The organism is Bradyrhizobium sp. HKCCYLRH3059 (assembly GCF_051168035.1).
Classification (GTDB): Bacteria; Pseudomonadota; Alphaproteobacteria; order Rhizobiales; family Xanthobacteraceae; genus Bradyrhizobium.
The window spans coordinates 232,679-252,127 of the sequence record NZ_JBNPUF010000001.1; the positions used below are offsets into that span (position 1 = coordinate 232,679).

18 protein-coding genes, 1 tRNA gene and 1 pseudogene are annotated in these 19,449 nt (G+C 67.5%); 8 read left to right on the plus strand and 12 right to left on the minus strand.

Going from position 1 to position 19,449, the window contains the following annotated elements; all coding sequences use genetic code 11:
* Positions 1–2: 2 nt before the first annotated feature.
* Positions 3–1,073: an ABC transporter ATP-binding protein gene (locus tag ACQR13_RS01070; protein ID WP_315715970.1), complete on the minus strand. Its 1,071-nt coding sequence runs from the start codon at positions 1,071–1,073 to the stop codon at positions 3–5.
* The gene (locus tag ACQR13_RS01075; RefSeq protein ID WP_434862512.1) at positions 1,070–2,104 is read right to left on the minus strand and encodes an extracellular solute-binding protein; all 1,035 of its coding nucleotides are present in this window, start codon (positions 2,102–2,104) and stop codon (positions 1,070–1,072) included. The genes ACQR13_RS01070 and ACQR13_RS01075 overlap by 4 nt, the downstream gene beginning before the upstream one ends.
* A 198-nt stretch (positions 2,105–2,302) precedes the next feature.
* Between ACQR13_RS01075 and ACQR13_RS01080 the strand changes: the two genes are divergently transcribed.
* Entirely contained in the window at positions 2,303–3,040 is a 738-nt protein-coding gene (locus tag ACQR13_RS01080) for a GntR family transcriptional regulator (RefSeq protein ID WP_316169928.1), read from the plus strand.
* Positions 3,041–3,054: 14 nt separating this feature from the next.
* Here the strand turns inward: ACQR13_RS01080 and ACQR13_RS01085 are convergent, their stop codons facing one another.
* Positions 3,055–5,151 (minus strand): adenylate/guanylate cyclase domain-containing protein, encoded by a 2,097-nt coding sequence (locus ACQR13_RS01085; RefSeq protein ID WP_434862513.1) that lies wholly within the window; start codon positions 5,149–5,151, stop codon positions 3,055–3,057.
* A 288-nt stretch (positions 5,152–5,439) separates the two neighbouring features.
* Between ACQR13_RS01085 and ACQR13_RS01090 the strand changes: the two genes are divergently transcribed.
* From ACQR13_RS01090 to ACQR13_RS01105, 4 genes are read left to right on the plus strand one after another with little or no spacing between them, the layout of a single operon-like run.
* Entirely contained in the window at positions 5,440–5,745 is a 306-nt protein-coding gene (locus ACQR13_RS01090; RefSeq protein WP_315715966.1) for a BufA1 family periplasmic bufferin-type metallophore, read from the plus strand.
* A 39-nt stretch (positions 5,746–5,784) separates the two neighbouring features.
* A complete protein-coding gene (gene bufB, locus ACQR13_RS01095) occupies positions 5,785–6,705 on the plus strand; it encodes an MNIO family bufferin maturase (protein ID WP_315750666.1) in 921 nt (306 codons plus the stop codon).
* Positions 6,692–7,474, plus strand: coding sequence for a DNA-binding domain-containing protein (locus tag ACQR13_RS01100; protein WP_315750664.1), 783 nt, complete (start codon positions 6,692–6,694; stop codon positions 7,472–7,474). The genes bufB and ACQR13_RS01100 overlap by 14 nt, the downstream gene beginning before the upstream one ends.
* Complete coding sequence (locus ACQR13_RS01105; RefSeq protein WP_409977912.1) at positions 7,474–8,004, plus strand: DoxX family protein; 531 nt, start codon at positions 7,474–7,476, stop codon at positions 8,002–8,004. Before ACQR13_RS01100 ends, ACQR13_RS01105 begins: the two co-directional genes overlap by 1 nt.
* On the opposite strand, the gene ACQR13_RS01110 is transcribed toward ACQR13_RS01105, so the two are convergent.
* The 3 genes from ACQR13_RS01110 to ACQR13_RS01120 form a co-directional block, all read right to left on the minus strand.
* Positions 7,944–9,563: a hypothetical protein gene (locus ACQR13_RS01110; protein WP_315750662.1), complete on the minus strand. Its 1,620-nt coding sequence runs from the start codon at positions 9,561–9,563 to the stop codon at positions 7,944–7,946. The genes ACQR13_RS01105 and ACQR13_RS01110 overlap by 61 nt on opposite strands.
* Positions 9,564–9,713: 150 nt before the next feature.
* The gene (locus tag ACQR13_RS01115) at positions 9,714–11,222 is read right to left on the minus strand and encodes a bifunctional class I SAM-dependent methyltransferase/glycosyltransferase family 2 protein (RefSeq protein WP_315750661.1); all 1,509 of its coding nucleotides are present in this window, start codon (positions 11,220–11,222) and stop codon (positions 9,714–9,716) included.
* Between the two features lie 396 nt (positions 11,223–11,618).
* A complete protein-coding gene (locus ACQR13_RS01120) occupies positions 11,619–12,116 on the minus strand; it encodes a YchJ family protein (protein WP_315750660.1) in 498 nt (165 codons plus the stop codon).
* Between the two features lie 502 nt (positions 12,117–12,618).
* Between ACQR13_RS01120 and ACQR13_RS01125 the strand changes: the two genes are divergently transcribed.
* The gene (locus ACQR13_RS01125; protein WP_434862514.1) at positions 12,619–13,653 is read left to right on the plus strand and encodes a hypothetical protein; all 1,035 of its coding nucleotides are present in this window, start codon (positions 12,619–12,621) and stop codon (positions 13,651–13,653) included.
* Positions 13,654–13,694: 41 nt separating this feature from the next.
* On the opposite strand, the gene ACQR13_RS01130 is transcribed toward ACQR13_RS01125, so the two are convergent.
* Positions 13,695–14,030, minus strand: coding sequence for an MmcQ/YjbR family DNA-binding protein (locus ACQR13_RS01130; RefSeq protein ID WP_434862515.1), 336 nt, complete (start codon positions 14,028–14,030; stop codon positions 13,695–13,697).
* Positions 14,031–14,220: 190 nt separating this feature from the next.
* On the opposite strand from ACQR13_RS01130, the gene ACQR13_RS01135 reads away from it, so the two are divergent.
* Positions 14,221–14,829 (plus strand): hypothetical protein, encoded by a 609-nt coding sequence (locus ACQR13_RS01135; RefSeq protein ID WP_316173650.1) that lies wholly within the window; start codon positions 14,221–14,223, stop codon positions 14,827–14,829.
* Between the two features lie 185 nt (positions 14,830–15,014).
* Here the strand turns inward: ACQR13_RS01135 and ACQR13_RS01140 are convergent.
* The 5 genes and pseudogenes from ACQR13_RS01140 to ACQR13_RS01160 form a co-directional block, all read right to left on the minus strand.
* A pseudogene (locus ACQR13_RS01140) lies at positions 15,015–15,112 on the minus strand (HNH endonuclease); the annotation flags it as partial.
* A 165-nt stretch (positions 15,113–15,277) separates the two neighbouring features.
* Positions 15,278–16,036, minus strand: coding sequence for a DUF7168 domain-containing protein (locus ACQR13_RS01145; RefSeq protein WP_434862516.1), 759 nt, complete (start codon positions 16,034–16,036; stop codon positions 15,278–15,280).
* Positions 16,037–16,085: 49 nt separating this feature from the next.
* Positions 16,086–16,175: transfer RNA gene (locus ACQR13_RS01150), tRNA-Ser, on the minus strand.
* Between the two features lie 232 nt (positions 16,176–16,407).
* On the minus strand, positions 16,408–17,067 hold the full coding sequence (locus ACQR13_RS01155) for an outer membrane protein (protein ID WP_434862517.1): 660 nt from the start codon (positions 17,065–17,067) through the stop codon (positions 16,408–16,410).
* Positions 17,068–17,538: 471 nt separating this feature from the next.
* Entirely contained in the window at positions 17,539–18,663 is a 1,125-nt protein-coding gene (locus tag ACQR13_RS01160; RefSeq protein WP_316204044.1) for an ROK family protein, read from the minus strand.
* A gap of 359 nt (positions 18,664–19,022) precedes the next feature.
* Between ACQR13_RS01160 and rplU the strand changes: the two genes are divergently transcribed.
* Positions 19,023–19,406, plus strand: coding sequence for a 50S ribosomal protein L21 (gene rplU / locus ACQR13_RS01165; RefSeq protein ID WP_315715953.1), 384 nt, complete (start codon positions 19,023–19,025; stop codon positions 19,404–19,406).
* Positions 19,407–19,449: the final 43 nt, after the last annotated feature.

Here is a 19,449-nt window from a genome sequence, read left to right on the forward strand (position 1 = left end):
GGTCAGGTCTCGGCGGCGAAGGCGAAGGTCTCGGCGACGGGCCAGGCGAAGCGGACCTCGTCATGCACGCGCGGCAGCTCGGCCTCGCGGCCCGAGAGCTCGGCGAGCAGGCTCGCGCCAGCGCCGGCATCGACGTCCACCAGGGTCCGCGAGCCCTGGAACACGACCGACCGAACTCGGCCGGCCGCGGAGTTGGCACCGTCACCAGCGCCCAGCCGCAACTGCTCCGGCCGCGTCGCCACGATCACCGAGGCGCCCGGCTGGAACGCGCCGCGCGCCGACAGGCGGCCGACCGGCGTCACCACCTCCACAGTGCCGTCCTGCGCGCCGACCACCTGGCCGGCGATGCGCGTCGACAGCCCGACGAAGTTGAGCGCGAACAGGCTGGCCGGCCGGGCATACAGCTCGCGCGGCTCGGCGAGCTGCTCGATGCGGCCCTTGTTCATGACCGCAACCCGGTCCGACATCGTCAGCGCCTCGTCCTGGTCATGAGTGACGAAGATCGCGGTCGCCTTGACCTCCTGCAGCAGGCGGCGCAGCTCGACCTGCATCTCCTCGCGCAGCTTGCGATCGAGCGCCGACAGCGCCTCGTCGAACAGCAGCACGTCCGGCTCGACCGCGATCGCCCGCGCCAGCGCGACGCGCTGCTGCTGGCCGCCCGACAGCGCCGAGATGCGGCGGCCGCCGAGATGGCTGAGCTTGACCAGCGCGAGCGCGCGCTCGACCGCGCGGTCGGTCTCGGCCTTGGGCGTGCCGCGCACCTTCAGTCCGAAGGCGACGTTGCCGGCGACGGTGAGATGCGGAAACAGCGCATAGCTCTGGAACACGACGCCGACATTGCGCCGGTGCGGCGGCACATGGGTGACGTCGCGCCCGGCGAGCGCGATCGTCCCGGTGTCGGGCGGCGCGAGGCCGGCGATCGCACGCAGCAAGGTGGTCTTGCCGCAGCCGGACGGGCCGAGCAGGGTCACCAGCTCGCCGCGGCGGATCGTGAGATCGACGCGATCGAGCACGGTCGCCGCGCCAAACCGCTTCGAGACCCCGCTGATGACGAGATGCGGAGCGGCGCTCATGTCATCTCCTTGCTCCAGCGATCGACCCAGCCGGCGCGGTTCTTCGCGATGAAGGCCCAGTCGGGCGCGAACAATGTCGCGGGATCGGGATAACCGGCCGGCAGCGGCGTGGCCTGATTGGTCGGCGCGATGAACGCCGTCTTGGCGAGGATGCTCTGCGCCTCCGGGCTGAGATAGAAGTCGATCGCGGCGTCGGCGAGGTCGCCGGCCGGCGCGCCGCTCACCTTGGCGATGCCCGACGGCATCGAGAAGCCGCCATCCCTCGGGATTGCGAGATCGACCGGCGAGCCGTCCGCTTTCCGGATCAGCGTGTAGGCCGAGAACTGGCCGCCGATCATCCAGGCCTCGCCCTGCTCCAGCAGATTGATGGCCTGCGGTGCGTTGGTATAGACGTTCAGCAGATTGGCCTTCAGGCTCTTGATCTTCTTGAAGCCGGCGTCGATTTCGTACTGCGCCTCCTTGTAGGGCTTGCCGGTCTCGAGATGCGCGGCGGCGAGCAGCGTCCAGAACCCTTCGGTGTTGGACAGCGACGGCACGACGATCTTAGAGTCGTATTTCGCGTCCCACAGCTCGGCCCAACTGACGGGCGGCGTCTTGATGCGCTTGGTGGAATAGGCGATGCCGACCCACGGCTTCTGGTAATTGGCCCACATCCCGTCCTGGTGCACGGCGTCGTCGACCAGCTTGCCGAGATTGGGAATCGCCGACGCCGACATCTTGGTGATCAGCCCTTCGGCCGCGGCCGGCAGCATCACCGGGTCGTCCATGATCACCACCGAGATCTTCGGGCTCGCCTTGTCGGCCTGCATCTTCTGCAGATTGGTCAGCGAGTTGGTGCCCTCATAGAGCACCTTGCAGTCGAGCTTCTTCTCCAGCACCGGAAACAGGTCGGAGTTGAAATATTTGGCGGCGCCGGCCGGGCCGCCGATCACGATCTCTTTCGGGGCGGCGCGCACCAGGGCTGGCGCGGCGAGCGTGGCGGCGAAGGCCGCACTGGTCTTCAGAAGGCTGCGTCGGGAGAAGGGGTGCATGACGAGGATCCCGTGTGAGCTGTCGCGTGGCGTGTCACCCGCGATCAGCAAGCGCCGTGCCAAATGTGCACATTCTTGATTCATCAATGAGATCAGCGTTCCGGGCTATGTCTCGATCCGCAGCGCGCCCGGCCGCGGACAGAATGTGCACATTTTTTGGAGGTGACGTGCCGCGCCTTTGGGCCTAGCTAAAACCTCATGGCGATGCGAGCGCAGCGAATCGGGAAGGCCAATCCCGCCGAGGACGAGGCGGTGTACCAGGCCATCCTGCGCGCGCTGCTGGAGGGCAAGCTCAAGGCCGGCACCAAGCTCGCCGAGACGCCGCTGGCTGACATCTTCGGCGTGTCGCGCGAGCGCATCCGAAAAGTTCTGCACCGGCTCGGCGCCGAGCGGCGGCTGGAGATGATCCCGAACCGTGGCGCGCGGGTGCCGCGGCCGACGCTCGATGATATCAGACGGGTCTATGAGGCACATCGCGTACTCGAGGCCGGCGTGCTCAGCCAGCTGGTGCTGCGGGTCGATGATCTCCTGCTCGCGCGGCTCGATGCGCATCTGGCCGAGGAGCGCGCCGCCGCACAGCGCGGCGATCGCGCGACCTCGGTGCGGCTGTCTGGCGCCTTCCACGTCCATCTCGTCGACTCCATCGGCAATCCCGAGCTGTCGCGCATGCTCGCCGATCTGCTCAGCCGCTCCTCGGTGATGGTGTCGGTATACGAGCCGGCGGCGCAGTCGATCTGCGCGGTCGACGAGCACGGCGCGATCGTCGACGCGCTGCGCGACCGCGACCTGCTGCGCGCGATCGCGGTGTCGCGCGAGCACTTCCTGCATGTCGAGGGCCGGCTGCGGCTCGACGACGATGCGGCGACGCCGTCTCAGGATCTCGCCGCCGTGTTCGCCGGACGGCGGCCGCTGCGCGGCAAGCTGCGGTCGGCTTAGTCGGACCGGCCACGTTACTTCGTCGTCAGCGCCGTCACCGGATGCCAATGATGATCCGCCCGCGTGCCTGCCAGGGGCCTGCAGCGCGTGATCATGACCTCGGCGGCGCGATCGCCGGGCTTGAGCGCGAGGACTGCTTCAAACGCCGCGATGGCTGCCTCGAAGTGCTGCGCGCGATAGTCCTGAAGTCCGCACGCGTAGTGTGCGATCCAGCGCACGTCCTGCGCGGCGACATTCTCCGCAAGCCCGACCAGCTCGTGGACGCGCAGGCCCTCTTCGCGGCCATAGACGGCGATGCGGTCGATCTCGCGGGTGAGAAACGCATCGCCCGCCAGCCGCGCGGTGCCCTCGCCGATCAGGATATCGGTGCCGTAGCTCTTGTTGGCGCCCTCCAGCCGGCTCGCGACGTTCACGGCATCGCCGATCACCGTATAGTTGAGACGCACCTCGGAGCCGATGTTGCCGACCAGCATGGGGCCGGAGTTGATGCCGATGCGGATGGCGAGCGGCCGGCCGTCATCGTCGCACAGGCCGCTGGCCTCCACCGCGTCTCGGCACGCCAGCGCGGCGCGGCAGCACAGAACCGCATGATCCGGCTGCGCGGCCGGCGCGCCCCAGAACGCCATCACCGCATCGCCGATGAACTTGTCGATGGTGCCGCCGTGGTCGACGATGACGGTCGAGATCAGGTCGAGATAGCGCGACAGCAGCGGCACGACACGGTCGCCCATGCGCTCCGACAACCCGGTGAAGCCGGCGATGTCGATGAACATCACGCTGAGCTCCTGGACATGGCCGCCCGGCCTGGCGTCGACGCCCTGCCGCAGCAATTGCCGGACGAGATCAGCGGGAATGAACTTGCCGAATGACGACAGCCCGCCGGCCATGTCATGAATGGCGCCGGACAGGCTCGCGATCTCGCGAAGCCGCGAGGGATGACGTCGCACCTGCTCGAGCGCGAAGGCCTCGACGTGACGCAGTTCGGCCACCACACGCCCGAGCGGGGCGGCGATGACGGCACGCGCCAGCGCGGCGGAGGCCAGCGCCGCGAGCACGGCGCCGATGCCGAGACCGATGATCACGCGCCGCAGCGCCGCGTCGACCGGACCGAGAAACTCCGCTTCCGGAATCACCGTGACCAGCGACCAGCCGGGAAACGGCAGCGCCGTGCGCGCGACCTCGAAGGCGCCGTCGCCCGATAGCACGCGCCCGCGCCAGGCCTCGTCGCCTTCGCGCGAGGACCGCATCGCCTGCTGCGCGATCGGCAGCAACGGCTGGCGGCCCTGCCCGGCATTGACCTCGTCGGCGGTCTCGTCGGGCGCCGCGACCACGCCGCCATCAAGCGCCAGGATGAAGGCGCTGCCGGTGCGGCCGACCTGAAGCTGGGCGAGAAAGCGCGAGATGCGCGCGTGCTCGATGATGATGGCGAGCACGCCCTGCCGCTCCTGATAGACATCGATCGGGCCGGCCAGCGCGATCGCCGGGCGGTCTCCGCTCGGATGATGATCGACGCTGAACCAGCGCGGTTCGTCCGCAGCGAGGCTCTCCTTGAACCAGGGCTGGTCGACGACCTTGAAACGGGTCGGCTCGAAGCGGCGTGCCGCGAACTCGATGTCGCCGGGCACGACGTCGTATTCATCGACACGGCGCCGGCCGGGATGATCGGTCAGGGAGATCTCCATCATCTCCAGGCGCCGGTCGCCGAGCTTGTGGGCGGCGAAGAACGAGCCGTCCGGCCAGCCGAACGCCGCCGATGAGATCGTCGCCTGCGACTGCAGCTGCGACAGGAACACGAATTCGCGCTTGTCCGCCTCGCGGGTGTCGAGCACGTTCTGCAGGAACAGCGTGCGGATGGCGGTGTGCGCGGCGCGCGCCTCGCTGACGATCGCGCTCACCTCCTTGCGCACGGCGCTCGCGATCTGCGCGTTGATGGTGCTCGCGAGCTGACGGCTGATCGCCTCCGAGGTGCGCCACCACAACAGACTCGAGGCAAGGGCCGTCAGCAGGATCGCGGTCAGCACCAGGGCCGACACGGCGAAGCGGATGCTGACGGTCAGCCGCTCGTCGGCGGCGCCTCGGCGCGGCACTCGGCTCTTTGCGCTCGCCATCATCGCAGGTGGATCTCCGATCGGACCGAGCGGCGCGCGGGGCGGCGCGCGACCGGGAGCCGCCAGACTGCGCTCCGATGGCGTGAGCCGCCAATGCCGGCCGGCTAAGTCGATGATGTCTGCAAAGCATTGGCACTTCGAGTCGGCTTGCGCTCGACTAGGGCAGCTCCCAAGCACGCAATACCGCTCACAGGGTCGTGAGCGGAGTCGCCGCGTAACATTGTCGTGGCGGCGGGCGAAGGAGAGATGCGCGTCGCCAAGCGAGCGACGCAGAACACGAGAGGAATTGTCATGTCCGCCAAGAGAACCGTCACCACGCTGGCGCTCGCCGGCGCCGTCAGCACCGCGCTCGCAAGCCTCGCAATGGCCGGGCCACTGACCAAGGCCGAAGCGGAAGCCGCAATGGCCGCCAAGAAGGAGAAATGCTTCGGCGTTGCCCTGAAGGGCCAGAACGATTGCGCCGCCGGTCCCGGCACGACCTGCCAGGGTACCTCAACGATCGACTTCCAGGGCAACGCGTGGAAATTCGTCCAGGGCGGCACCTGCACCAGCATCGACGTCCCCGGCGGCCGCAAGGGCTCGCTCAAGCCGATCTGATCGCTCTCGTTCACCCCAAGCGGAAAGCGGAGACGCAGCATGCGCACCGATGCCCCCCCTGCACCGGGCCCCACCATGCCGCTTCGCTTTCCGCCACCTCTCGGCGGCGTCGCCGGGACCAGCTTCAAGCCGTCGCACCTGGCCGCCATCCTGGCCGAGGCGCCGCGGCGCGGCTTCTTCGAGGTCCATGCCGAGAACTACATGGGCGCCGGCGGTCCGCCACACCATCAGCTCGAGGCGATCCGCAGGGATCATCCGCTGTCGATCCACGGCGTCTGCATGTCGATCGGCGGCCCGCAGCCGCTCGATCGCGACCACCTCGCGCGCTTCCGCAAGCTCGTCGCCCGCTATCAGCCGAGCCTCGTCTCCGAGCATCTTGCATGGTCGACGCACGATACGACGTTTTTCAACGACCTGCTGCCATTGCCCTACACGGCCGCCACGCTGGCACGGGTCTGCGACCATATCGATGAGGTGCAGAGCGCGATCCGCCGGCCGATCCTGCTGGAAAATCCGTCGACCTACGTCGCCTTTCACGACTCGACGATGAGCGAGACCGACTTCATCCGCGCCATCGTCCGCCGCACCGGCTGCGGGCTCCTGCTCGACCTCAACAACGTGTTCGTCTCAGCGATCAATCATGGCTTCTCGCCACAGGACTATCTGGCCGACGTTCCGCTCGCCGCTGTCGGCGAGATCCATCTCGCCGGTCACGCCGTGCAGGCCGACGATGAAGGCGAGCCGCTGCTGATCGACAGCCATGACGGCCCCGTCGCCTACGATGTGTGGGCACTGTTCGCCAGCGTGATCGCGCGCAACGGTCCGGTGCCGACGCTGATCGAATGGGACAGCAACATTCCGGACTGGCCCGTGCTGAAGGCAGAGGCCGCGGCCGCGCAGACGATTCTCGATGACCACGCCCCCAACTGCTTGCAGGAGGTGCGCGATGCCGCAGCCTGAGCATATGTCCGACTATGCCGCTCAGTTCGCCGCGGCGCTGCTGACGCCGGATCGCGCGACGCCTGTCGCCGTCAGGGGTCCGCTGGCCAAGGCGGCCGGGCGCCGGTTCAACGTCTACCGCAACAACGTCACGGTCAGCCTGATCGAGTCGCTCGTCGCGATCTATCCGGCGGTGCAGCGCATCACCGGTCCCGACTTCTTCCGCGCGATGGCGCGGGCGCATGTACGCGAAACGCCGCCGACGTCGCCGCTGCTCGTCGACTATGGACGCGACTTCCCCGCTTTCATCGCAGCTTACGAGCACGCTCGGACGATGCCGTTCCTGACGGACGTCGCACAGATCGAGCGGGCCTGGCTCGACGCCTATCACGCGGCAGACGCCGCGCCGCTCGACGGCGCCACGCTGGCGACGGTGCCGCCCGAGCGGTTGCCCGAGCTGCGCTTCGCCGTTCATCCCGCCACCCGCATCGTGCGCTCGGATTTCGCGGCGGTGACGATCTTCTCGGCCAATCGCGGCGATGCGCCGGTGCCGCGCATCGACGGCTCGGTCCCGGAGGACGCGCTGATCACGCGGCCCGCGTTCGACGTCGCCGTGCGCCACCTGCCGCGGGGCGGCGCGATCTTCGCAAGCCTGCTGATCACGCGGCAGCCGCTCGGCGTGGCCGCGGAAGCCGCGTTCGAGGCAGCGCCGGAGTTCGATCTCGCCACCAACATTGCCGGCCTGATCGAGGCCGGCGCCTTCACGGACATCAGTTTCGAGGACGCATGATGACGACGGACCACTCCATGGCGCCGACCGCGACACTGTCGCTGCCTTCCCTCGTCGGCCAGACCGTTCGGCTGCTGCAGAGCGCGACCCCGCTCACCCTAGTCCAGCTCGTCACTCGCATTGCGCTGGCGGTGCCGTTCTGGCGCTCGGGCATTCTCAAATGGGACGGCTTTCTCAGGCTGAGCGACACCGCCGTGACGCTGTTCAGCGACGAGTTCATGCTGCATCTGCCTGGCGGGCCATACCACTTTCCCATGCCGACGGTGATGGCGTTCCTGTCGGGCTGCGGCGAGGTCACCTTCCCCGTCCTGCTCATTCTCGGCCTCGGTACCCGCTTCGCGGCACTCGGCCTGCTGTTCATGACATGCATCGTCGAGCTCACGGTGCCCGACGGCTGGCCGATCCATCTGACCTGGGCCGCGATGGCGCTGGGCCTCATTGCCCATGGCGGTGGAAAGATCTCGCTCGATCACATCCTCGGCGGGCTGTTCGGCGGCGCGCACCAGGGCAGCACGAGCCGTGGCATGTAGTAGCCGCGCCACTCGCAGACCTCCTCGGGCCCCTTGCGCTTGAGCGCCATCTTGACCGGCTCGGCCTGGCTGATGCCGACATGGAGCGCGAGCAGCACCGCGCCGATCGGATAGGCGAAGCGGGAAAAGCGCAGGTCCGACAGACGATCGAGCAGGACCATGCCGGCGATGATGATCAGGGGATCGGTGAAGACGAAGTACTCGACCTTCAGCCCGCGGCGGACGCCGAGCGTGTCGATGCCGATGGCCGCCAGCATCAGGAGGACGGCTTGGATGGCCGCCTGCCGCTCACCGCGGCGCCAGGCCATGACAATGCCGGGGATGATCAACCAGGTCAGGAACACGGCGGGGCGGGCCGACGATTGCAGCACGAAGGTGTAGCGCCGGATGACCCCGAAGACGCCGGACAGCAACAGGCCGATCGCACCGCCCAGGCTGCCGGCGGCCTCTGGCGCGTCGACATAGGTGATCATCTTCTCGAGCGGATTGAGCACGATCACGACATCGTTGATGTTGTAGCTCAACTTCAGTGCCAGCAGGCCGAGGCTTGCGCTGGCCACCACCGCCAGCAGCGCCGCGACGGTCTCGGCCGCGCTCACACGCCATAACCACGCGAAGGCGGCCAGGCAGACCGCGACCACGCCGAGCAGCGCGAACTGATAGAGGCCGAAGCGGCCGAGCAGCATCGGCTTGAGGCCGGCAGCCGTCGCATTGACGGGGTCGAAGCCGGCGGCGACCAGCGGCCAGGCGGCGATCGCGGCGATGATCGCCGCCACGGCGGCGACCATGACGGCCGCCCATGCGCGCGAGCTTTGCCAGAACGCCACGCTTGCGCTCGTCGCCGTCCCGAACGGCAACACCAGCACGGGAATGGTGGCGATCAGCAGGATCGCATGCACCTTGTTCTCCAGACCGAGCATGCAGAGCAGCGCGGCGAGTCCGACGGCGAGCGGCCGCGTCAGGCTGGCGCGGCGCGCGACCGCGATCAGGATCATCAGCGCGAGGATGCAGAACGACGCCGCGATCATCTCGCTGCGCAGGATGCGCAGATGCATCTGCACGCCGCCGGAGAAGGCGAAGGCGGTGACGGCGAGCATGGCGATGCGCCAATCCGACACCAGCCGGCGCGCGGCCCAAGCAAAGGCGAGGATGATGCCGGCGGCCGTCAGCAGCGCGGCGACGCGTCCGGCATGGACGGCGCCGGTCATCGCGACATCGAAGGCGGCGCGATCGGCGGGGATCGCCGACAATGTCCAGGCGTCGAGCAGGCCGAGCCGATGCAGCAGCGCGAACCAGGTCTCGACCGAGAGGATGGTGAGATAGGCCGGGTGATCGAAGAAGGCCTGTGCGCCGCCATCGTTCATGGCGAGCGCATTGTAGATCACCATGAAGTCCATGTCGGCATTGCGCCAATAGACGGTGAAATAGCCGGCGGTCAGGAACGACACGAGCGACAGCAGCAGCGCGACCGCGACCCCGCCGCGCCAGCCGAAGCGCGTCAGGCGGTCGAGGGCGTCGGGAAAGGGAGCCGATGCTTTCGGTACCGCTTTCTCCGTCATGCGCAGGCTTGTCCCACGCATCCATGTCGGCCCTCATCGACGAAAGAAGACGTCGATGGCCGGGTCAGGCCCGGCCATGACGATGTGGGAAGATGGGCAACCGATCCACGCACCGCTTGGTCAGGCTCGACGGCGTAGACAGCGGCCATCTCAGATCGCCTTGATCTTGAAGAACGCGAACACGACCATCTTCAGCAGCATCCAGCCGTGGCGGAAGCGGGAGATCTGGGTTTCGCCATAGCTGCGCGCGGCGTAGCGGATCGGCAGGTCGATCGATTTCAGGTTCAGCTTGGAGGCGCCGAAGATCAGGTCGAAATCGCCGAACGGATCGAAATCGCCGAAATAGGCCTTGCCGGCCTTGAGCCTGACATAGTCGCTGCGGCGGAGCACCTTGGTGCCGCAGAGCGTATCGGTGTAGCGCTGGTTCAGGAGCCACGAGAACAGATAGGAGAAGGTCTTGTTGGCGATGAGGTTGAGGAACCGCATCGCGCCCTCGTCCATCGGATAGACCAGGCGCGAGCCGTTGATGAACTCGCCCTTGCCGGAACGCAGCGCCTCGAAGAATTTCGGCAGTTGCTCCGGCGGCATGGTGAGGTCGGCATCGAGGATCATCAGCACGTCGCCGCGCGCGGCGTCGAACGCGGTGAACACCGCGTCGGCCTTGCCCTTGCCGGGCTGTCGCATCAGCTTGATGTCGTGATCGGGGAATGCCGCGCGCACCCGCTCCATCTCCTCATAGGTACCGTCCTGGCTGTGGCCCTCGACGAAGATGATCTCGACGTCGTTGCAGAACGCCGCGATGCGCCGGACCGCCGGCTCAATGTTGCCGCGCTCGTTGCGCGCGGGGATGACGACGGTGGCCGAGCGGACGTCGTCGCTCACGCAGCGCAGCGAACGCGACACCAGATAGTGCCGCAGCGCCAGCGCGCGCAGGCCCGGCAGCACGCTGAGAAAGCGGTTGGCGAAACGGCCGAAGCCGTAGAGCCGCAGCGGCGAGAGCACACGCTGCTCTGATTTGACGGGATCGAAATCGGCCAGGTGCGCCAGGCTGCGCAGGTCGGCTGGCGACAGCACGTTCTGCTCCGGCTGCGGCATCCGCAGGCCCAGTGCTTCCGCAGCCTTCAGCAGCGGATACCAGAGGTGCGAGAAGTAGCCGATGACGAGTCGCGTCTCGCGCGTGCACAGCGGGTGCAATTGCTCGATGAACTGCTGGCAGTCGTCGAGCGAACCGATGGTGTCGAGCACCAGAATGACATCGAACGGGCCGGTGGCGGCGGCGAGCGTGGCCGGATCCTCCGCGTCGCCCAGAATGAAGGTCAGCTCAGGATGCCGGCTGCGGGCGATCTTGATCTGCTTTTCGCTGAAGTCGATGCCGACGCCGTAGGACGGCGCGAGCGATGCCAGGGTATCGCCGAGGCCGCAGCCGATCTCGAGCACGCGGCTGCCCGGCGGGATCAGAAAGCGCAGATAGCACTCGTCCTCGCTGTGAAAGAACGCCGCCTTGTCGCGCCAGCCGGCGCGCGCATCGGCGAAATCGTTGGCATGGTCGAGGATGGCCGCCTTGCGCGGTGACAGCGCCTTCGTTGCCGACGACGGGGTTGCGGCAACCTGCGACCGCTCGCATTCGTCCTGCCGGACCTGCTCGTCCAACTCCGCCACCTGATACCACCCCTGTTAGGAACTACGTCCTTCTAGGCCAGCCCGGTTGGGCGGAGTCAAGGCGGCGGCAGAGAAGTCCTCCGCTCTGTCGGCATCGTGGCCCCCTCGCTCTGACGCGCGACGGAAACGAGCAGACATCGGCCAGCCACAATGAAGCCGCCGCGATCGTTCGCGCCGCATGCGTCCGATCTTTGCATCTCATTCGCGCTCGCAACTATGCCGGCGCGGGAAGACCGGCGACGCTGGACCGTCGTTGCCAGATTGGCGCCGGCACCAACGGCTTGAGTGCCGCGCGCCTGCCTTCGCGGGGCACGGATGCACCTGACGAGCCCGCCGTCGCGGCTCCCCCCTCCTATCAACACAGCGACGCACCGCGATCGAGAAATGCCGCTGCGCTCACCGCCCGCAGCAGAACTTGTATTTCTTGCCGCTAGCGCACGGGCATGGATCATTGCGGCCGACCTTCGCGGTGGCAGCCGCACGCTTCGGCTCCGTGACGACGGCTCGCGCGTCACCCTCGACGAAGCGCCAGGCACCGTCGGCGTCGCGGCGGAACTGCGAGACCTCGTGGTGCTCGATGGTCTTGCCGGCCTCGCGATAGCTGGCGACGAAGCTGACGACGCCGTCGGCGTCGCCGGGCTGGCCGCGGACCGACGAGACGATGCGCAGGCCGAGCCATGTGGCGCGTGTCGCCCAATCCTTCGCGGCTACCGCATCGAACGCACCGCGCCGGTCGGCGGCGAGCGTCGTTTCGACATAGCGAATGTCGCCGCGCGTATAGGCCGTATAGCGCGAGCGCATCAGCGCCTCGGCGGTCGGCGGCTGATCGTCACCATCGAGATAGGGACCGCAGCAGCGATCATAGGGAAGACCTGATCCGCACGGACATTGCATGAGACGACGACAGAGCTCCTTTTCCGAGATCCCACCATAGCCCGTTGACCAGCGCGCGGCACCCTGCGTTCGCGCATCGAACAAAGAGCTCGTCACCTCCGGTTGTGACCGCAAAGACGCAGTTCTCCGTTGCCGGCGAGCTGACATCCCGACGACGGCCTAGCGTGGTTTCGAAACCGGCGAATCCGTGTTAACCATTGGTTAAGAACAAGGGTGTTGGGCGCACGGCTGACCGGCCCGGCCCCGCGCGGACCAGAACCTTCCGGGCGCCGCCTCATTACGTGGCGCTTGTGACCGCAAGCCCTCCGCATCATCGGCGGATCAGGGCGCGTGAGACGCCAACGATTTCTTCGCGCGACGCCAGCCCGGCCGCAAGAACGAAGGCCCGCTTCGAGGCGGGCCGCTGCCCGATTCCCGATCAGACGTGCACCCGATGCCGGCGCGGTCAGCGCTGCGTGCAAACGCAGCGTCGCGCCCATCACCACCGATTGGAGCAGCCCCGATGGCTGATGAGTCCGTAGTCGCATCCATCATTCCCTGGCAGCAGCCGAAGACGGCCAAGCCGCGTCCGAAGCGCGCCAAGGTCGTCAAGCCACGCCCGCGGCCCCGAGCCGACAAGGCCGAGAAGGCCAAGATGGCGGCGCTCGACGACGAGATGCTCGCGTCCGAGACGCTGATCATGCCGGATTTCCTGGACTACGTGAACGAGCCGCCGAAAGCTCCGGCCGTTGCCGAGGCGTCCCGCACGGGGGCGGCTGCCAGCGCGGCGGCCGCGGCGATCCCGGCCGCAGCGCCGCCGGCCACGATACCGCCGCGCGAAGCGTCGGCCGCGACCGAAGGCGAGGTCGTGCCGGCCGCCGCGCCGATCACGCCGGCAAAGCCCGCGCGCGCTGGCATCACCGCCTCGTCGGTCCTGCTGCAGCTGGCCGCACTGGCGCTGGCCGCGGTCGGCATGGCCATGAACGGCTGGTTCGCACACTCGCTCGGCTCGAACAGCACCGCGGGCTACATGTTTCTGGCGGTCGGCGTCACCGCCGACCTCGTCGCGCTGGTGATGCCGACCTGCGCCGCACGGCTGTGGCAGGCGCGCCACCGCGCCTCGGCACTGACCGGCTGGACGGTGTGGCTGATGACCTTCGTGTTCGCGGTCACCGCCGGCATCGGCTTCGCCTCCACCAACATCAGCGACGTCACCTTGGCGCGCGCCTCGCGCGTGACGCCCGCGGTGCAGGCCGCGCAGACGGCGCTCGCGGATGCAATGACCGCGCGCGACCGCGAGTGCAAGGGCGGCGTCGGCAAGTTCTGTCGGGAGCGCGAGGCTGCGGTCGCCGAGCGTCGCCAGGCGCTGGACGCGGCGATGTCCACGGTGAGCCAGACCGCCGATCCGCAGACCGAGGCCGCGATCAAGCTGGTCGCCTGGGTGTCGCGCGGCGCAATGAAGCCGTCGGCCGACGATTTCGTCATGCTCCGCCTGATCCTGCTGGCGCTGCTGCCGCAGATCGGCGGCATCCTGCTGATGGTCGGGCGGAAGGTGTGAGGCTCCCGTTCGCAGCCGGCGATTGTTTCGCCGGGGTCGGCTCAGCGCTTGCTGCGGCCGCGTGACCGCTGCGGACGATGCGCGGCGCGCCACGCGCTCTCGAGCACGGAGCGCAGGCGAGTGGCGTCGACATCGGCGAGCGACACGGTGGTCCAGCCCTGATCACCCCATTTGTTCGGCACCCGGCGAAACACGCCGGGCTGCAGGCCGGCATGGTGCTCCTGCTCGTCGGGCGTGAGCAGGACGTTGGCGGATGCGCCATCGGCGGCGAGGGTCGCGAAGGTCCGGTGCCGCTTGAACGCGGTGCGATCGAAGTGAGGCGCCGCGGTCGTTCCGGCGAACGACAGGGCGAGAGCACGAAATTCGTCACCGGTCATCTCGACGCGCCTCGTGTGATCGTATTCGAACGATAGGACTAGCACCGGCCATGGCGGTTCGCCATGCGGCGGGCGTTGCCGCCCTGCACGCAAACGTGAAGCCCCGGCACACCAGCTCTTGATGCAGGTCAAAACTATACGACCTCGTTTCTATATGGCTTGTCGCAGGATGGATCAGAGGAGAGCAACCATGCCGGCACAGAGCACGATGCAGGTCTACCTGAACTGGGCCAGGGAGCGCCTCCACGAGATGGATGCCGCGCTGGAGTCACTGGGGGTCAAGGCAGCCGAGGTCGAAGCAGCATCCAAGGTGAAGACCGAGGAGATCATGGCGGACCTGAAGAAGCGTCGCAGCGACCTCGAAGCCCTGCTCAAGACGCAGGCAGCGGCCGGCGAAGCCGCGTTGGCCAGCGCGAAGACCGAGCTGGACGCGCACTGGGCTGGATTCGAGGCGCAGATGAAGGCCTATTTCGACGCCGCCGGCAAGCAGGCCGCCCAGCAGCAGGCGACCTTCAAGGACATCGCCGCCGCGCAGGCGACGGCATGGCGGGAGTCGGCTGACAGGTTTCGCGAGGCGGCGACCAAGGTGACGACGGTCGGCACCACCGATCTGGACGCCGTGCTGAAGCAGCTCAAATCCGACGCGGCAGAGGCCGGTGCCCATCTCGAGAAACTGAAACAGACAGGCAGCGAATCCTGGTCGGTGCTCAGCGCCGCCCTGAGCGAATCCCGCAAGGCGTTCGATCAGGCCAATCAGGCAGCTTGGAATGCGTTGAAGGGGCCGGGCGGGAAGAGCTGAGGGCGGTACGGCCAGAACGCCGCGATCCATCATGGGGCGGCGTCGCGAAACGCGACGCGCCCCCCAGTCAACGGATGGACGAAATGTGACGGGGTCGAGGGAAGCCGCAGCACCGCCCCCAGGGCAAGCCTACCAGCGCGAGCGGACAGCGCCGCTCGGACTCACTCCCTGATCGAGTCACTGCCCTGCGCGCGGCCGAGATATTGTTTGGGAAGTGGTACTGCTCCGCCGGACTATCGTCGTAGATCGAATCAGTCCGATGCATGAAGACGCAGTAGCTCATGCAGGCAGCTTAGCTGAGCGACTCGGATGGAAGCAAATGTCGTAGCCAGCCGAGATCGCCGTGTCGTTATACTTAGGAGTACGACGCTGGACGTCGATGCACGACGCCGCAACCGGCTTGGGCCGTGCTTGAAGGGCCCATAGCCGACGTCGAACCAGGCGTCCGTCAGCCTCGCTTCGAACTACCTGGCGGTGGCGCGCCGCTCACGCCCGGACTGATCGCGAGCGTGGTGCCGGCGGCACCTCCCGCTTCATAGGCCGCCGTCGACACCATCCGGCTCGTGCTGCGCGCCGACCGCAGCTTCAGATCGAGCTTGTCGAACTCGGCATCGACCACCGAGGTCTTGAGCACGACCAGGCCGCGGCCGCTGCTCTGGTTGACCTGATCCCGGGCTGCCTTCATCGCCACCAGGCGGTCGGCGATCGACACCACCATGCCGAGGGCGAAGGAGGCATTGGCGAGATGCCGGTCCTGGTGCCGGAACCGGCGGTACTCGGCCGAGGTCTTGTAGCGGCCGAGTTCGGCGCGCACGGCGTTGTCGATCAGTTCCGCCAGGTAGTGCGCAACCTCGACATCCGCGGGGAGACCGAAGAACACATAGCTCGCTTCGCCGGCCGGATTCTTCTCGCGCCAGACCCGGCAATCGCAGAAATGCGCGATCGCGCCGATGCAGTCATCGAGCGGAATGCGCTTCTTGCGATGGGTCTCATAGACCTTGCGCTCGCACGCCGACGCGCGCAGCTCGAGGTCGGACAGCGACAGGTCGTGGCGATCGAGCAGTTCGGCGACCTTGGCGGCCGCGGACATCGCCTCGTCCTCGGTGCAGCCATTGGCGATGGTCTTGGCGCGCAGCGCCTGAATGCGGGATTTCAGCTTGTCGAGCGCAACAGGATCAGAAGCGGCAGGATCGAACGTCTGGCTCACCGCTCAAGGCCCATGACAAGCCCCGCCGGGAGGTGGCCGAGGGAGGAACTGGCGGAGAGGGAGGGATTCGAACCCCCGATAGGCTTGCACCTATGCCGCATTTCGAGTGCGGTGCATTCAACCACTCTGCCACCTCTCCAGGCGCAAATCAGGGGCGAGCCCCCGGGTCGGGCGTCGTTCTAGGGCACGATGCGGGGGGTGACAAGGCAGCCGGTCGAAATTTTCCCGGGGCTCGCGCATGCGCGCGCCATTGCGGTCCGCTCGGGGAAGCGGACCGCACGCGGCGGCTGAACGGCTACACCGCTCGGCCCCGCGCTCCGAAGGCCCAGACTGACGCGGGCCTTCGAACCCGTTGGTCTGCGCCGCGCTCGTCAGCGGAACAGGTCGAAATGGTAGTTCAAGCCGACCCGCGCGGAGTGAATCTTGGCCGCTCGCCAGTCCGGCAGGTCGTCGTGCTTGAGGTCGGTGTAGAGGTATTCGAGCTTGGCCGACCATTTCGGCAGGAACGCCCATTCGGCGCCGCCGCCCGCGGTCCAGCCCATCTTCATCTTGTGGGTCGGCCCGTCCTTCAACTCGCCGGCCACAAGACCCGCCGTACCATACAGCCACAGGCGCTGGTCGAGCACCGCGACGCCGGCGCGCGCGCGGCCGGAGGTGAGCCAGGGCATGCTGACGGCCGGATTGACGAGGTCGGCCTTGCGCGAGAGGCCGGTGAATTCGAGATCGTTCTCGATGCCGACCACGAACATGGGCGAGATCTGGTAGTTGTAGCCGGCCTGCAGGCCGCCGATCACGCCGGACAGCTTACCGCCATTGGCGCCGGCGGCGTTCGTGAAGGAGTCGTTTCCGGTGAAGGCGCCGCCGACATTGGCGCCGGCATAGAGGCCGGTCCAGGAAAACGGTGCCGGTGCGGCGGCAAAGGCCGGCGCCTTGTAGGTGGTCGCCGCCAGGTCGGCTGCCTCTGCCCCGCCGAGGCCCAGCGCCGCCGCCGCCATGGCAGCCATCCAGCCTCGCGCCCGTCTGATCATCATGTCCTCACACTCCATCCGGCGCGAGATTGCGCCGTCAAATCCCACCCCATTTGGGATGTCCATTTATAAACCGACTAGATGGTTTGTAAATGGACTTGATTGATACCGAAGACGATTTCTCCTGCCGTTGCGGACGCGGCGGCTGGCGACGGAGGCCGGGAGACAAAGGTGGGACCGCCGTACGCTGACACATACCGGCGGTCCCGTGTCGCTACATCTTGGGGAAACCGACGGAAGAGACGGGGGTCAATCCGGCCGGCCTGAGCGACGCCGGCGACCCTGGGCCATCTGCGCGTGCATCGCAATGCGAACCGTTCCTTAACCTAACCAGTCAAGGTTACCGGGTTCCAGGCCATCCGACTGGTTGTACGGCGGTTTTCCGCACGTCTGGGAGCGCGGAGGCGCCCTGTTGCAGTGCGGCATGCCTTCCCCTCCGGACCACCGAGAGACATGGTGCGGCCGCGCCAATGCTCAATCCTTCTTCTTCTTGGCCGCCTTCTTGTCGTCGGCCTTGTCGTCCTTGTCCCTGCGGCCGTTCTCCTTGCGGCGGTTGGTAAAGCGGGCATTGCCCAGGCCGGTGCCGATGGTCAGCACGCCCCAGCGCTCGAACTCCTGCATGAACGGCACCTCGGAGAGGCCCTGCACGACGCCGTCATTGTGCATCAGCACCGCGGTGTCGTGATCGCCGATCATCGGGATCGCCTCGACCAGGCTGGCCGGCAGGTTGAACTTGCTGCTCTCCCAATTGCCCGGCAGGTTCTGCGCGCCCTTCTCGATCGAGCCGTCCTCGTTGATGACGCCGGGACAGGCGATGCCGATGAAGGGCGCCAGCCGCAGGTCCTCGGCGTTCGCCTCCTCGATCAGCTCCTTCAGCATCTTGGCGAGCCGCTTGACCGCACCTTCCCGCGTGGGTTCGTCATCGGCATGACGCCAGAGATCGGACTTCCACACCGACGCTTTCGACAGGTCCGGGGCCTTCTTGCGCGCGGTCTCGACCACGCCGCAGCGGATGTTGGTGCCGCCGATATCGACCGCCAGGATGCTGTCATGGGCCTCGAAGATCCAGGACGGCGCCAGATGCAGCGCGCCGATCAGGCCGGCATCGTCGGGATGATAGCGGATCGGCTCCAGCTCGACGCCAAAACCCTCGTCCTTGAGGATGATCTCGGTGCGCGCGATCGCCAGCTCGCCGAGGCGAGAGTCGCGAAAGCCGCCGCCGACCACGATGCATTCGGTCTTGGCCCAGGCCTTGGTGCGCAGGAAGCGCCGGGTGACATGGGCGAGCTCCTGGGCGAATTCCTCGATCGCGGAGTGCACCACGGCCGAGGCCTCGGTGTCGTCGCCGACCAGGATCTCATCCAGCGCCTTCTTGCTGATGGTCTCGCTGTCCTCGTCGCCGAACGGATCCTTGCCGGATTTGCGCAACGGCTTGCGCCAGCGCTCCAGGATCTTGCGAAAGGCGCCCTTGGAGGCGCGGTCGCCGAGGAAGCCGTCCTCGTCCTTGAGCTCGATGTTGAAGCTGTCGATCTCGACCGTCGGCAGCCGCGCGGCGCCGTGGCGGGCGATGCCCGTGGTGGTCATGACGTCGTCGGCCATGCGATCCTGCCCTGTTGTGCGTTGGGCTCGGACAACGGCGGAGGGAACAGTTGGTTGCGGGTCCGGTGCGCCGGGTCGAGCGAATAGCGGCCGGGGGCCGGCGGGGCCCGGGCATCCCGTCCGAGCGGCAACCGGCCATTCACCTTGACTCGCCGGCTCACCCCGCTATAAGCGCCCGATCGACCGGCGCGGGCGTTCCTGCGCCGTTTGTCGTTGCGCCCTTTCTCGAGGCCTCAAAGCCTCGGGCGCGACTTCCGGCTCCAATCGGGCCGGACCACATGAACCATAACGACTGAACAAGAAGCCGACCCGGGGCCATCGCGCTCTGAGGCCGGGATCGAACACGAAGGATGAGAACGATGTTCGCAGTCATCAAGACCGGCGGCAAGCAATACCGCGTCGCCCCGGATGATGTGCTCGAGATTGGCAAGATCGACGGTGAGCCCGGAACGATCGTGCAGCTGAACGAGGTGCTGGTGGTCGGCGGTGATACGCCGGTGCTGGGCATCCCCGCGGTGGCCGGCGCGTCCGTGGCCGTCGAGGTGCTGGACCACAAGCGCGGCCCCAAGGTGATCGCGTTCAAGAAGCGCCGCCGCAAGAATTCGCGCCGCAAGCGCGGCTACCGGGACGAGCTGACCTTGATCCGCGTCTCGGAGATCCTGACCGACAACGCCAAGCCGACCAAGGGCCCGCGCCCGAAGAAGGTCAAGGCGGAAGCCCCGGCGGCCGACGCCGCCGAGTAAGCGTGCCGGCGCGTCTCGCGCGCCGCACCGGCTTGAACCTCAT

What these genes read in the sequence shown, in the direction of transcription:
- ACQR13_RS01070 (WP_315715970.1), bottom strand. Translation starts at nt 1,073, where the DNA reads ATGAGCGCCGCTCCGCATCTCGTCATCAGCGGGGTCTCGAAGCGGTTT.
- ACQR13_RS01075 (WP_434862512.1), bottom strand. Translation starts at nt 2,104, where the DNA reads ATGCACCCCTTCTCCCGACGCAGCCTTCTGAAGACCAGTGCGGCCTTC.
- ACQR13_RS01080 (WP_316169928.1), top strand. Translation starts at nt 2,303, where the DNA reads ATGGCGATGCGAGCGCAGCGAATCGGGAAGGCCAATCCCGCCGAGGAC.
- ACQR13_RS01085 (WP_434862513.1), bottom strand. Translation starts at nt 5,151, where the DNA reads ATGATGGCGAGCGCAAAGAGCCGAGTGCCGCGCCGAGGCGCCGCCGAC.
- ACQR13_RS01090 (WP_315715966.1), top strand. Translation starts at nt 5,440, where the DNA reads ATGTCCGCCAAGAGAACCGTCACCACGCTGGCGCTCGCCGGCGCCGTC.
- bufB (WP_315750666.1), top strand. Translation starts at nt 5,785, where the DNA reads ATGCGCACCGATGCCCCCCCTGCACCGGGCCCCACCATGCCGCTTCGC.
- ACQR13_RS01100 (WP_315750664.1), top strand. Translation starts at nt 6,692, where the DNA reads ATGCCGCAGCCTGAGCATATGTCCGACTATGCCGCTCAGTTCGCCGCG.
- ACQR13_RS01105 (WP_409977912.1), top strand. Translation starts at nt 7,474, where the DNA reads ATGACGACGGACCACTCCATGGCGCCGACCGCGACACTGTCGCTGCCT.
- ACQR13_RS01110 (WP_315750662.1), bottom strand. Translation starts at nt 9,563, where the DNA reads ATGACGGAGAAAGCGGTACCGAAAGCATCGGCTCCCTTTCCCGACGCC.
- ACQR13_RS01120 (WP_315750660.1), bottom strand. Translation starts at nt 12,116, where the DNA reads ATGCAATGTCCGTGCGGATCAGGTCTTCCCTATGATCGCTGCTGCGGT.
- ACQR13_RS01125 (WP_434862514.1), top strand. Translation starts at nt 12,619, where the DNA reads ATGGCTGATGAGTCCGTAGTCGCATCCATCATTCCCTGGCAGCAGCCG.
- ACQR13_RS01130 (WP_434862515.1), bottom strand. Translation starts at nt 14,030, where the DNA reads ATGACCGGTGACGAATTTCGTGCTCTCGCCCTGTCGTTCGCCGGAACG.
- ACQR13_RS01135 (WP_316173650.1), top strand. Translation starts at nt 14,221, where the DNA reads ATGCCGGCACAGAGCACGATGCAGGTCTACCTGAACTGGGCCAGGGAG.
- ACQR13_RS01155 (WP_434862517.1), bottom strand. Translation starts at nt 17,067, where the DNA reads ATGATGATCAGACGGGCGCGAGGCTGGATGGCTGCCATGGCGGCGGCG.
- ACQR13_RS01160 (WP_316204044.1), bottom strand. Translation starts at nt 18,663, where the DNA reads ATGGCCGACGACGTCATGACCACCACGGGCATCGCCCGCCACGGCGCC.
- rplU (WP_315715953.1), top strand. Translation starts at nt 19,023, where the DNA reads ATGTTCGCAGTCATCAAGACCGGCGGCAAGCAATACCGCGTCGCCCCG.